7 protein-coding genes and 1 pseudogene are annotated in these 14,600 nt (G+C 25.9%); 5 read left to right on the forward strand and 3 right to left on the reverse strand.

Annotated features, from left to right (window positions below; all coding sequences use genetic code 11):
* Positions 1 to 604, reverse strand: a pseudogene (locus QZ146_RS06395) (IS5/IS1182 family transposase); the annotation flags it as partial.
* Positions 605 to 870: 266 nt separating this feature from the next.
* On the opposite strand from QZ146_RS06395, the gene QZ146_RS06400 reads away from it, so the two are divergent.
* Positions 871 to 1,668: an alpha/beta hydrolase family protein gene (locus QZ146_RS06400; protein ID WP_295722839.1), complete on the forward strand. Its 798-nt coding sequence runs from the start codon at positions 871 to 873 to the stop codon at positions 1,666 to 1,668.
* A gap of 27 nt (positions 1,669 to 1,695) precedes the next feature.
* Here the strand turns inward: QZ146_RS06400 and comE are convergent, their stop codons facing one another.
* A complete protein-coding gene (gene comE, locus QZ146_RS06405) occupies positions 1,696 to 2,241 on the reverse strand; it encodes a sulfopyruvate decarboxylase subunit beta (protein WP_295722840.1) in 546 nt (181 codons plus the stop codon).
* A 2-nt stretch (positions 2,242 to 2,243) separates the two neighbouring features.
* Positions 2,244 to 2,753, reverse strand: coding sequence for a sulfopyruvate decarboxylase subunit alpha (gene comD / locus QZ146_RS06410; RefSeq protein WP_295722841.1), 510 nt, complete (start codon positions 2,751 to 2,753; stop codon positions 2,244 to 2,246).
* Positions 2,754 to 3,091: 338 nt separating this feature from the next.
* Between comD and QZ146_RS06415 the strand changes: the two genes are divergently transcribed.
* From QZ146_RS06415 to QZ146_RS06430, 4 genes are all read left to right on the forward strand, one after another.
* Positions 3,092 to 4,324: an FprA family A-type flavoprotein gene (locus QZ146_RS06415; protein ID WP_295722842.1), complete on the forward strand. Its 1,233-nt coding sequence runs from the start codon at positions 3,092 to 3,094 to the stop codon at positions 4,322 to 4,324.
* A 425-nt stretch (positions 4,325 to 4,749) separates the two neighbouring features.
* On the forward strand, positions 4,750 to 6,441 hold the full coding sequence (gene thsA, locus QZ146_RS06420; protein WP_295722843.1) for a thermosome subunit alpha: 1,692 nt from the start codon (positions 4,750 to 4,752) through the stop codon (positions 6,439 to 6,441).
* Positions 6,442 to 7,279: 838 nt separating this feature from the next.
* Complete coding sequence (locus tag QZ146_RS06425) at positions 7,280 to 10,690, forward strand: Ig-like domain repeat protein (RefSeq protein WP_295722844.1); 3,411 nt, start codon at positions 7,280 to 7,282, stop codon at positions 10,688 to 10,690.
* Positions 10,691 to 11,248: 558 nt separating this feature from the next.
* A complete protein-coding gene (locus tag QZ146_RS06430; RefSeq protein ID WP_295722845.1) occupies positions 11,249 to 14,047 on the forward strand; it encodes a transglutaminase domain-containing protein in 2,799 nt (932 codons plus the stop codon).
* Positions 14,048 to 14,600 lie beyond the last annotated feature (553 nt).

Raw genomic sequence — 14,600 nt, forward strand, 5'->3', positions numbered from 1 at the left:
AAGATTTTCCATAATTTCGTCAAAAAGTTTTGCATCATTGGGAGCTCCAGGATGAATTAAAATAGAAACAGGGTTCATACTATTGAAATCAATTATAACGGTTGCTTTAAATCCAATATAAAATCCTTTAGAAGAAGAATAGCTTCATTTTAAATTCAATGATTTGAGATGTTCTTTAGTCTTTTTATTTCTATGGAAATTAATATCCAAGTCCATCGGTGTAGCATAAACAATGAAAGTCTTTTTTCCTCTTCTTTTAACATGATCTTTTGAATTTAAGATAGGATTTAATGCTTTAACAAGTTTTTCTGAATCTTGGAGTGAAAAATTTTTATAAACTTGATCAGCAGTTAAAATTTTAGAAATATTAAAGTATTTATGAAGTTTTTCTTTAGATTCAAGCTCATACAATATGAATGGAATATCTAAACCAAAGAACATACTGATAAATATGATTTTAAATGTAAATACTTGTTTGTTAATGTTTTTAAAACCACAGGAAGCTAATATTTCAGAAGTTTCTCTGCAATCCATAATTTTAAATATCCTCTTTCAACAAAATATAATTTGGGTCTTTAATATCTAAATTTAATCTGTGTTTCATTTTTATCTCCAAATAAATATATGTAACACATACTATTTAAATTTAACTATTTAAAGACCTTTTTTATTAAAAAAAACTAATTTTAATTTGTATTTTTACAAACTATCCCGTAGAGATATGATAAATAATAAAAATAAGGGTAATTATATGGAATTTTCTTTGAAAAAATTCAGACCCCTAAATTATTATATCATTAAATACATATAAAAAAATTAAACTTTAAATTAAAGGGTTTTTTTTATAAAATATATTTATAAGATGATATTATGGCATTACTTGATATTAGATTTAAATCATTAGAATTAGGGAGAAATGTTTCTATAACAGTAATTCTTCCTGTAGATAATCTAGATTATGTAAATAAAATTAATATATCTATTAAACCTCCTTATAAAACATTATATTTATTGAATGGTATATATGGTGACTCTTTTGAATGGATTTCACATACGAATATTAAAAAACTAGCTGAAATTTATAATCTTTGTGTTATAATGCCTAGTGGTGAAAATAGTTTTTATAGAAATCATGGGGAAGGGAGAAATTATTCAAATTTTATAGGTCAAGAACTTTTAACTATTACACGAAATATGTTTAATTTATCAAAAAAAAGAGCCGATACATTTATTGGCGGATATAGTATGGGAGGTTTTGGTGCATTGTATAATGGTTTAAAATATAATCATAACTTTTCTAAAATAGTAGGATTATCTCCTGCATTAATACTCGATTATGTATTTAACAAATCAAATATTTCCTCATATGAATATAAGCCTAGTTTTATTGAAAATTGCTTTGGTTCATTAGAAAATATTGATATTAATGAATATAATCCTTCATACATTATCAAAAATCTTATAGAAAATGATAAAAAAATTCCAGATATTTATCTTTCATGTGCAGAGGATGATGTGAATTTAATTAATCCTACACGTAGATTTAAAGAATTTTTAGAGCAAAATAAAAACTTTGTTAATTATTATTACCGTGAAGGGAAAGGAGGCCATAATTGGAAGTATTGGGATATGCAATTAGAGGAAGTAATTAATTGGTTATTGTGTTAAATTTTACTGAAAATATACTAATTTTGTTTATTTAGATTGTATTTCACTCATAAATCTATCTCTTACTTCATCTGGTGATAAATCTATAACTGGTGCATCAGAGTTTCCTGCTTCAAGTTTGTATTCAATGAAAGTACATTTATTACTTTTAAGAACATCTTTAAAGTTAATTTTATTAAATTCATATGCATTTTCAAACCCTGATTCTTTTGCTATTTTTACAAGATTGATATCTTCCATATATGTTGTCTGATTACCAGTTGAACCATATGCTCCATTATTTATCACTATCCATATTAGATTATCACACTGATTATGGGAGGTTGTTATAAGTGAACCCATATTCATAAGTAGTGACCCATCACCATCAATTACAACAACAGTTTCCTCTTGTGATAAGGCAAGACCAAGGCCTATTGATTCGACAAGTCCCATTGATCCAATCATATAGAAATTACGGCTTCTATCTTTTATTTGAAATAGTTCTTTAGTTGGAACTCCAATATTGCACACTACAAGTTCATCTGTTATATCTTTCATAATTTCCTTTATTCCATCAATTCTTATAGCCATTTTTATTCCTCCTCTTTTAATTTCCAGTAAGGTATTTCGAGTAAAACACTAAATGGTTTCTTATCTGTTGTTGATTTTATCCATGAGTTTTTAACTGTATCATACGCCTCTTGAATGGCTTGAGGTTTAGCAAATTCTAAATTAAGAGCTTCAAGAACATGTGGTGTCGCCCTTCCCATTGGTACTTGACCAATAATGGATTCTCCTTCTGTTCCTCTATGGCTCATTATCATTACAAGTGGGAAGGAATATAATTCATATAATGAACATAAGGCATTTACACAGTTTCCAAGACCTGAATTCTGCATAAGTATTGCAGTTTTTTTACCTGCCATATATGCTCCTGCACATATTCCCAGTCCTTCTTCTTCACGACTTACAGGTATATGGGTAATTGTATCATCTTCATCAATCATTATTAATAATTTTTTTAAATTAGCACAGGGTACACTTACAATAAAATTTATACCTGCATCTTTTATTCCTTTAAATATTGCTTCACTACTATCCATTATCTCACCAAATAAATAATTTAGAATATAAATAAATAATATTAATTTAATATTTTTCTAATTATAATGATTTTCTTATAAAATTTATTTCAATAATTATAATCAATTAATTTTAATTTAATTTTTTATATTAATTTTTTAGTAAAATATAATTAATTAAAGAATTATAATAAATATATATTATAAATATTGTATTAATATTATATACTATAATATTTAAGATAAATTTATGATAATATTTCTAATAATTGTATAATTTAAAATTGTATTAATTTAATTTACTAAATTAATAAAATTTTTAGTTAAATAATTAATTAAAATAATTTAAGGTGTATATTATGAAAGCAGATGCTGTAAAAATTGCTGATGATGTATATTGGGTTGGAGCTCTTGACTGGGATAATCGTGATTTCCATGGTTTTGCAGTTCCGGGTATGACATATAATGCTTATCTTGTTTTTGGAGATGAAAAAATTGCATTAATAGATAATGTATTTGAAGGATTTTTCCCAGAATTCTGGGCTAGAATCCAAGATGCATTTAAACAAGAAGGTTTGGATGAAGTTAAAATTGATGTTTTAGTTCAAAATCACATTGAAAATGATCATATAGGTTCTATTCCTGAACTTTTAGAAAAATGTCCAAATATTGAATTTTATTGTTCTGCTGTTGCAGCTAGTGGATTGAAAAAACAAATACACGCTCTTGATAATCAAGAAATGAATCCAGTTGAAACTGGAGATACTCTAGATTTGGGAGGTAAAACTCTTACATTTATTAATGCACCAATGCTTCACTGGCCTGACAGTAATTTTACTCTATATAATGAAGGTGGAATATTATTTTCAAATGATGCATTTGGTCAACATGTATGTGAATCTAAAAGGTTTGATACAGATCAATCTGAAGCATTTATGGAGTTGCATACTAGAAGATTCTATGCTAATCTTGTTTCATTATCTTCAATGCTTGTAGTTAAAAAAGTAGAGGAAATGACTGAAGCAGGATATTTAGATAATCTTAAAATTATTGCTCCATGTCATGGTCAAATTTGGAAAAATCCTCAAATAGCTGTAGACTTGTATGCTAAATGGGCTACTGGTAAATGTGATGATAAAATTACAGTTATCTATAATACTATGCATCACTCTACACAAAAATTAGCTCACAGTCTCTGTGAAGGTATAATGAGTGAAGGTGTAGATGTTAAAATGCACTTTTTACAAATGAGTCCTGAAAGTGATATTTTAGCTGATGTATTAGACAGTAAAGCTATTGCTCTTGGTGTTCCTACTATGATGAACAACCCATATCCTAAAGTTGGAAACTTAATGTATTACTTTGATGCTACAAATATGGCTAGAATTGGTGATGGTAAAAAAGCAGTTACATTTTCATCTAAAGGATGGGCTGGAGGAGCAATTAAAAAACTTAATGAATCATTAGCGGGTGCAGGTTTTGATGTTTTAGAAGAAGATTCTATTGATATTAAATTCGCTCCAACAGATGATGAGCTTGACCAGGCATATGAGTTAGGTAAAAAATTAGCTCAAATAATTAAAGAAGAATAATTTCTTTAGCTTATTTATTTTTTTATCATAATTTCTATTTTGATAATTTTTTAAGTTATTACATTATTTTTTTCTTTTTGTTAATATTTATTTCTCACTAAATGAGGTTTTATTTTTTAATATAACTTATAAATCTATATTTTCATTTTAATTCATTTATTTAAAATTTTATGAATAAATTTTTATAAACTACTTTAATTTTATTAATTTTATCTATTTTAACTCTATTTTCAACTAAGATACAAATTATTAGAAAGATATTTATATAAGCTTAAACCCATTAAATATTAATAGACTATTTGTTTAGTTTCTTTTTAATTTTAAAAATTATATTATTATAATTACAATTAAAATTTTATTTCTATAAAATAATGGCTTTTTTAGAAAGTCCTATGAAAAATATACTTAAATTAATTTAAGGTGATATGATGGCAAATAATATGAATCAACCAATGATTATTCTACCTGAAGGAACTGAAAGATTTAAAGGTAGAGATGCACTTCATCAAAATATTTATGCTTCTAAAATTTTAGCAAGTATTGTTAGAACTACTCTTGGACCAAAAGGTCAAGATAAAATGTTAGTAGATAAAATGGGTGATGTTGTTGTAACAAATGATGGTGTCACTATTTTACGTGAAATGGATATTGCTCACCCTGCAGCAAGAATGTTAGTGGATATTGCTAAAAATCAGGAAGATATTGTAGGGGATGGAACTACTACTGCGGTTATTATAGCAGGAGAATTACTTTCTGAAGCGGAAAAATTATTAGATAAAGGTATTCCTGCTCCAATTATTTTAAAAGGTTATCAAGATGCAGTTGATAAAACTTTAGAAATTTTAGAAGATATTGCAATTGATGCTAGTGATGATGAAACTTTAAGAAAAGTTGCAAAAACCGCATTAACTGGTAAAGGTTCTGATTATGCTAAAGATAAATTAGCAGAAATTGTAGTTGACGCATGTTCTAGTGTTATTGAAGATGGAAAAGTTCAAAATAAACATATCAATACTCAAAGAATTAATGGTAATTCTATTGAACAATCTACTATTGTTGACGGTATTTTAATTGATAATACACCTATTGATCCTAAAATGCCAAGAGATATTAAAGATGCGAAAATTGCACTTTTAAAATATCCTATTGAAATTAGAGATTTAACTACTAATGCTAAAATAGATTTATCTTCACCTTCTGCTATGGATGCATTTTTAGCTAATGAACAAGAAATGTTAAAAGATTTAGTTCAAAAACTTTCTGATGCAGGTGCTAATGTTTTAATGTGTCAAAAAGGTATTGATGAAACAGCAGAACAATATCTTAAACAAGCAGGCATAGTTGCATTTAAACGTGTTAAAAATTCTGATATGGAAAGATTAGTTTATGCTACTGGTGGAAAAATTGTTCTTGATGTTGAAGATATAAGTAGTGATGATTTAGGTCATGCAGGTCATATTTACACAGAAAAAATATTTGACCAAGAAATTACTTTCTTTAAAGATTTAGAAGATTCTAAAGCTATTTCAATTATCTTAAGAGGCTCAACTAGACATGTTACTGGTGAACTTGCACGTGCTATGGATGATGCTATAGGTGTAGTTTCTGCTACTATAGAAGATGGCCAAGTTGTAATTGGTGGTGGAGCACCTGAAATAGAGCTTTCAAGAAGACTTCGTTCATACAGTGAATCTGTTAGTGGTAAAGAACAATTAGCTATTAACTCTTTTGCAAGAGCTTTAGAAGTTGTTCCTAGAACTTTAGCTGAAAATGCAGGTTTGGATACTGTTGATATTATTGCAGAACTTATTGGTGCACATGAAAATTCAAATACTATGGGTCTTGATGTTTACAACGGAAAAGTTGTTGATATGTCAGATGAAGTTGTAGAGCCATTAAGAGTTAAAAAACAAGCTATTACTTCTGCAACTGAAGCTGCACAAATGATTATTCGTATTGATGATATGGTAGCTGCAAATGGGGCACTTAATGCTACTGGCTCAGAAGATGATGGTTTAGATCATAGTGGAATTCCTCATGATGCTGAGGGTAATATTACAGGTATGCCTGGTGCTGGTGGAATGGGGCCTATGGGTGGAATGCCTCCAATGATGTAAAACATTATTTTTTTCATTTTTTTATTAATTTTCTATTTATTTTATACATTTTTTTAATTTTTGCACTTTTTTATATAATATAATTATTATATAATATTTTTTCACTTTTTTCATTATTGTTCTGGATAAAAAAAATTTAGAAACATTTATATAAAATCCCTGTTTATAAATAAATTTTTAATGTCCAAGACTATATATAATATATTATAATATATTATGTTATTTTTAATAATATTTTAAAGCTTTTTTATTTATATTTTCATATTCTAATATTTTAATGAATTTTTTTCCAAAGTTGTATTAAATGATTTATTTGTTCTAAATTTTTTATTTTGTTTAAATTATCTGGATTTTATTATTATTAGTGCTTAAAAAACAGTTTTAAATTTTACCTTTCTAAAAATCCTTATTTTTAATATAAATAGTTCAATTTTATGTCAATTTTCAATTATTTTATATTAATATCTCATGTTTTCTTTAATAAACCTAAATTTTTTTATATTTTATATTATTAGATTTATAATTAGATTTAAATAATTTATTCCCATTATTATATTCATAATACATTCTAGTTATTTTCAATAGATTATTCTTATTTTTAATATATCCAATTAATTTTAAGCTTTATTTTTTATAGAAAACTTTTATATATCATTTATTCATATAAATTTATTTGTAATAAATCTTTTGTGAATTTAATAATATTATTCATATAATTTTTAATTTTTTTCACTATCAATTATTAATTTTAAAAATTTTTTTTATAATATTTTTTACCCATATTTATTTATAGTTTTTACAAAAGATTTATTACTTCTTAAAAATAAGGAGGTATTTAATGTCGAAGAAAATGGGATATATTGCCCTTATTGCAGTAGTTTTATTATTTATTTCTATTGGATCTATTTCAGCTACAGATACTGAAAATACTAGTTCAGTTGATTTGTCTAGGGATGATAGTTCTAGTAATATAGCTATTGAAGAAAATAGTGAAATTACTCAAATGAATAGTGAAGATAGCTCTAGTGATGATATAAAATGCGCTACTGCTAATAGTGATTTAAATGATGTTAATAATTTAAATGAAGATAGTGATTCTTTAAAAGAATCTGATAGGAAAAATAAGATTTCTGAAAATGATAATAAAGTAGTTCCTAATGCTACAGTTATTAAAGCTACTAATACTGCTGTTACTGTAAATACAAATCAAAGTTTCACTGTAACATTATATGATAAGAATTCAAATATAAAATTAGCAGGTCAGATTATTAGCTTTAAAATTAATGGTAAAATATATAATAGAACTACTAATTCTAAAGGTGTCGCTTCTTTAAAATTTACTAATTTAAGTCCTGGAGCATATCCGATTACTTTTACTTATGCAGGAAATAATTATTATAAAGCTTCTTCTGGTAAATCTACTCTTACTGTTAATAAAATTGTCAGTAAAATTTCAGCATATGATTTTAGACAAAATTATGGTGATAATAAATATTATACTATTAGATTATACAGTGAATTAGCTAATCAACTTCCAAAAATGCAGGTTACTTTTACAATTAATGGTAAAACTTTCATTAGAACAACAAATAGTAAAGGTAGAGCTAGTATTAAAATTAACTTCAATCCGGGAAGATATATTATTAAAATCAAATTTAAAGGTAATTCTATTTATACAGCTAAAACTGTAAGAAAAAATGTCGTTATTTTTAAAAATAGTACTAAACTAATCCGTCAAACATCTAATAAAATCTATGTTAAGGGGGAAAGGTTTGGTCTTTATCTTAAAGATGTTAAAAGTGTAGCTCTTCCATCTAGGAAGGTTAAAATAAATATTGGTGGTGTTACTTATACTAGAACCACTAATTCCAAGGGTTTTGTTTCTATTCCTCTTACTAAAATTGGTTCATTTAAGGTGATTTATAAATATATTAATGCTACAAATTCATTTATGTCTTCATCTGGTAGTTGTAAGATTAATGTTATAAAAAATAAAACTACATTAGTTGCTAATAATCATAATCTCATTGATGGTGAAAGGGGTATGTTTTCTATAAGATTATTAGATGCTCATAGTAAACCGATTGCTGGAAAAACTATCCTTGCAAGTTTAGAGGGTGTAATCCATCATTTAACTACAAATGATAATGGATATGTATATCTTAATTTTACATTAAAGACTGGTAATTATACAGTTAAATATGCCTATAAAGATATTAACCCAGATCTGTCTAGTTCAGGTTCTAAAACCATAACTGTATGGGCTAATAGAACATATATATCTGGTCCTAATATGGCTATGGTTGAGGGCGTTAGTAAGGATTACTCAGTTACTTTATATAATCAATTCAAAAAGGTTCTTCCAAATAAAGTTATTACTATTACAGTAGATAATAAAACATATTCTGTAAAAACTAATTCAAAGGGTATTGCAACTCAATCTCTTAAATTAAGCAAAGGAAATTATACTATTAAATATGAATTTGCAGGTGATGAGAAATATCCACATGCCAATGGTACTAAAACAATTACAGTTTCTAGTATTACTAATACTTTCGGTGTTTATTTATTTGGAACTAATATGAAAAATATAAATTTAAAATCTGTTTCATCATATCATGTAGGAAATATTTTCTTAAACTATTATGCTATTGAATATTGGGGTTTAAGTGAAGTTAAATCATTTATATCTAAAGCAAATTCTTATGGAATAAAGGTACATATTTGGATGCAATGTTTCTATAATGGTGGATGGGTTAATCCTTCTACTTGTGGAGATTCATATAAGCAGAAAATAATTAATGAAGCTGTATCTTATGCTAAAATCCAAGGAATTGGAGGAATCCATCTTGATTATTTAAGATATCCTGGAACTGCATATCAATATTCAGGAGCTGTAGAGCAGATTACTACATTTACTAAGAATTTGGTTAATGCTGTTAAAGCTGTAGATAAAAACTTAATGATATCTGCTGCTATAATGCCTGAGACCAGTAGTAATGCATATTATTATGGTCAAGATTCTAGTAAACTTGGAAACTATTTGGATGTAATAATGCCTATGGCTTATAAAGGTAACTATGGCCAACCTAGTTCTTGGTTAAAGGAAACTGCTAGTTATTTTGCATCACATTGTGGTAATGCACAAATATGGCTTACCTTACAAAGTTACCGTTCTGATAGTGATGTTACAAAATTAAGTGTAGCTGAGCTTAAGAAGGACTCACAAAATGCATTAGATGGAGGAGCTAAAGGAGTTGTGTTCTTTAGACACCAATATACAAATTATTTTGATATGGATACTTTAATAATCAAATCTGAAAAAACTAGTGATACTGTTACATCAACTCGAGATATCACTTCTGTTTCATTTACTTTATCAGATATTATAAATGCATCAAATACAGTTAAATCTTATTATGTATCTAACTCTAAACTTCCAAATACTGTTAAAATAGGTTCTGTATCAGTTAAAATGTCCGAATACTTATATTATGCTTCACTTGCTATTGTTAATATTAATAATGGTGATTATTCTGATATTGTAGCTCTTACAGATTCAATCATTGAACCAGCTAATCCTAATTTAGGTGATGATATTTCATCTCAATTATTATATAAAGATGGCTATCTTGATTCAGCTAATAGGACATATAAATTTATATTAAATTATTTACAAGGACCTAATTATTCTACCACCACAGTTGGAAAAGTTGCGTTTACACAACTGGTTGAGGCATTTGCTCGCGTAATTTCTTATTACGGTGAAAATACTGCTTTACCAAATTATGTGGCTATTAATACAGTTTTAACTTCAAGTTCAAGTACTGGTGGAGCTGACACTTCATCTATAACTTCTCTTGCTCTTAGTTTAACTAAAAATTTGAGTTCTGAGTATTCTAAAGCAGTAACATTATTTAATTGGGTTAGGGATAATGTAAAATATAGTTATTACTATAATTCACAACAAGGTGCGGTTAAAACTTTAAAACTTAAATCAGGTAATTGTTGTGATCAGTCTAATTTATATGTCTCTTTATGTCGTGTTATAAACATTACAGTACGTTATGTTCATGGAAATTGTCATTTTTCTGATGGTTGGTATGGACATGTTTGGACTGAAGTATATGTAAATGGTAAATGGTATAGTGCTGATCCAATTTCATCTAGAAATACTTTTGGAACTATTAATAACTGGAATACTAATACTGTAACTATTTATAATAGATATACTAATTTACCATTCTAGTTATAAATGAGGTTTTTAACCTCTTATATTATTTTTTTTTAATTTTTTCTATTTTTTAATTATTTTTTTCTAAACAAATGATTATGTTTTTGTATTTTAATAAATATTAATATTTTTTTTTAAAATCAATTTAAAAGAATTATTTTATAAAAAAACCCACTATATTATCTTATTTTCCTTATGTTTTGTTTTAATAATTTTATTTAGATTTAAAATAAGCCAAATATTAAAATATTTCATATTATCTAGCATATCATTATTATATCATATATTATATAATCAATCTTTATAATATTCAAATGCTCTTTTTTTATGGGTATGATAAATTAATTTAAGCATTTATATTGTTTTTATTAATTTTTAATTTGATTTTCATTGTTTTTAATAAATACTATAAAATTTAAGGTTTATTTTATAAACCATACTTTTATATACAATTTAAGAACATAATTTATATCGTAATAAATCTTTTGTGATAGGATTTTATATTATTCTGTTTTTTGCATATATTTTCTTTTTACAGAAGATTTATTATCTCAATAATCAAGGAGGTTTTTAATGTCGAAAAAATTGGGATATGTTACCTTTATTGCAGTACTTCTTGTATTGTTAAGTATTGGTTGTATTAGTGCAACTGATGTTGTTGATACAGATTCATCTAGTGTATCTGATTTATCAAGTAATATGGCTGTAGATACTGTTTCAGATTCTGCTAGTCTCTGTGAAGATACTCGTATAGATTTAAATGATCATGATGATAGTGCTGTAATGGGAGATAGTAGTTCTTCTAGTGTTTTAAATACAAATTCTCAAAAGAATACTACTGAAATTAAAGGGTCTGATGCTAAAATCACTACAAAATCTGGTGATAAATTCACTGTTACATTATATGATAATGTATCTAATTTAAAATTAGGCGGTCAAATTATTACCTTTACAGTTAATGGCAAATCCTTTAATAGAACTACTGATAAAAATGGTATGGCTAGTTTAAATATTAATTTAAAAGCTGGCAAATATCCAATTACTTACTGTTTTGCAGGAAATGATTATTTTGATAGTTCTTCTGGTAAAGCAACTATTAATGTAGTAAAAATGAATACTAAAATTACTGCAAGTAATATGGTTATGGTTTATTCAAATAAAACTAAATATTTACTTAGATTATTAGATGCTAAAAATAATCCTTTAGCAGGTAAAATGGTTTCTGTTAAAATAAATGGTATTATATATAAACTTACTACTAATGCTAATGGATATGCAGCTAGAACAATTAATTTGCCTGTAGGTGCTTATAATGTTCTTATCCAATATGCTGGAGATAATTATTATAATGGTGCTAGTAAATCTAGTAAAATAACTGTAAATAAAATTACAACTAAAATTTCAGCAGCAGACTTTAGGCAAAATTATGGAGATAATCATTATTATACAGTTAGATTATACAGTAATTTAGCTGATAAATTAGCAAATAGTAAAATTTCATTTATTATTAATGGAAAAACATATGTAAAAACTACAAATAACAAAGGTAGAACATCTTTAAAAATTAAATTGAACCCTAATATTTATACAATTAAAATTAAATTTAAAGGTAATTCTAATTATGCAGCTAAAACAGTTACTAAAAAATTAGTTGTTTATAATAATAAAACAAAACTTTCATTAGAAAAGGCAAGTAACATTTTCCTTAAAGGTGAATCCTTTGGTGTTTATTTAAAAGATAAAAATAATATACCAATTGCTGATAAAAAAGTTAAAATTACTATAGGTGGTAAAACTTATACTAGAACAACTAATGCAAAAGGTTTAGTTATTTTAGCTTTAGGTGTTAATCAAGGAACCTATAATGTTAATATAAAACATATTAATACAACAAATTCACGTATGTCTTCTTCATTATCTTGTAAAATTAATGTTATTAAAAATGTAACTTATTTTACTGCAAATAATAAGAAAGTAATTTCAGATTCAAAAAATAATTTTGGAATTATATTATTGGACGTCTGGAAAAAGCCTATGGCTGGAGAAAATGTTACTTTTACCTTAAATGGTGTTAGTACTGTTAGAACAACAAATGAAAATGGTTATGCTTACCTTCCATATCAATTATCTACAGGAACTTATAATATTACTTATTCATACACTAATAAAATTGCAGATTTATGTAATAAAGGTACAAAAACCATTAGTGTTTATACTAATAAGACCTATATTTACGGTTCTAATATGGAAATGTTAGTAAATTCTTCTAAAGTTTATTCAGTTACTTTAAAAGATCAATTTGGTAATGTATTACCTAATAAAACAGTTACTTTTACTATAAATGGTAGAGAATATAATGTAACCACTAATAGTAAAGGAGTTGCAAGTAGGTCTTTCATATTACCTAGTGTAAGGAATTATACATTGTCTTATTCATTTGCAGGTGATAATCAATATCCATCTGTCAGTGGACAATCTGAACTTTTAGTTTATAAAGATCCTACTTCATTCAGTATTAGTCAAATTGTTGAAGCTTCAAGGACAATTGCAGCTTATTATAAGGCTAATGGTACACTTCCAACTAAAGTAACAATTTTGAATAAAAATGTCACTATGGCTGAATACTTGTATTATGCAAGCCATGCAATTACAAACATTAGGGAAGGTAAACTTTCAGATATTGATATAGTTAAAGGATTAAGTGAACCTGGAAATCCTACTGGAGATTCTATAAAAAGCAATATAACTTTAAATGGATATGTTGATTCTGCTAATAGAACCTATAAATGGATTTTAGAAAATAAACAAGGTCCTAATTTCTCAACTACAACTGTTGGTAAAATTCCTTATGATTGTTTAATTGATACATTTTCACGTGTTTTAGTTTCATATGGAGATAATCAAAAATTACCATCTAGTATACTTGTAGATACTGGAGACTCTGGTGGTCAACCAATTGCTACTTCTATTAAAAAATTAGCTCATAGTTTAACTGATGGTTTAACATCAGAATATAATAAAGCTAAAGTTTTATTCAATTGGGTAAGGGATAATATTAAATATAGTTATTATTGTAACTCTCTTCAAGGTGCTGAAAAAACCTTGAAACTTAGAAGTGGTAATTGTTGTGATCAAAGTAACCTTTATGTTGCTTTATGTAGAACTATAGGTCTTACAGTAAGATATGTACATGGTTACTGTTACTTCCCTCTTGACGGTACATGGTATGGTCATGTATGGACTGAAGTAAAAATTAATGGTAAATGGTATAGTGCAGATTGTGTTTCTGTTAGAAACTCATTTGGTACAATTGTAAATTGGGATACTAAAACTGCTACTATTTATAATAGATACACTAATTTGCCGTTCTAGATAAAATTTAAACATTAAGAGGTTTTTCCTCTTAGTTTTTTTACTTTTTATTAATCTTATTTTAATTCCTTTTCTTTTGATTTCATTTATTTTTTTTATATTTAGATTATTTAATCAATCTCATACACATATATTTCTATAATCAATAAATTTTTATTGATTTTGTTTATTTTAATTGATTTTATAATTGACTAAATAGAATTAATTTTTTTTCTTTTAATATTATTAAGGGGTTTTTTCTTTAAAATCCTTGAATTTTTTTAAGATTTTTCCTTTTGAAAAATAGATTATCTAAAATAATAATATTTTTATGGTTTTTTTTTAAAAATAAGTAAATTAATTAAATTTCTTTATATTATAATTTTAATGATAACTATGGGTATTATAGTTATTATTTAATGGAAAATTAGTTATTTTTATTATTTTACCTATTAATTAAACTTATTTTTATAGGAATAAGCATTAAAAATTGGATTTGCTTATTATAATCTCTCCAGTTATCATATACTATTAAATAGTTTTATATCTTATGATATATTTTTTTATAATATTT

The organism is uncultured Methanobrevibacter sp. (assembly GCF_905235195.1).
In the GTDB taxonomy this organism is placed as follows: Archaea; Methanobacteriota; Methanobacteria; order Methanobacteriales; family Methanobacteriaceae; genus Methanarmilla.

Coding starts and splice junctions, on each gene's coding strand:
- comE (WP_295722840.1), bottom strand. CDS start 2,241: ATGGCTATAAGAATTGATGGAATAAAGGAAATTATGAAAGATATAACA.
- comD (WP_295722841.1), bottom strand. CDS start 2,753: ATGGATAGTAGTGAAGCAATATTTAAAGGAATAAAAGATGCAGGTATA.
- QZ146_RS06400 (WP_295722839.1), top strand. CDS start 871: ATGGCATTACTTGATATTAGATTTAAATCATTAGAATTAGGGAGAAAT.
- QZ146_RS06430 (WP_295722845.1), top strand. CDS start 11,249: ATGTCGAAAAAATTGGGATATGTTACCTTTATTGCAGTACTTCTTGTA.
- QZ146_RS06425 (WP_295722844.1), top strand. CDS start 7,280: ATGTCGAAGAAAATGGGATATATTGCCCTTATTGCAGTAGTTTTATTA.
- thsA (WP_295722843.1), top strand. CDS start 4,750: ATGATGGCAAATAATATGAATCAACCAATGATTATTCTACCTGAAGGA.
- QZ146_RS06415 (WP_295722842.1), top strand. CDS start 3,092: ATGAAAGCAGATGCTGTAAAAATTGCTGATGATGTATATTGGGTTGGA.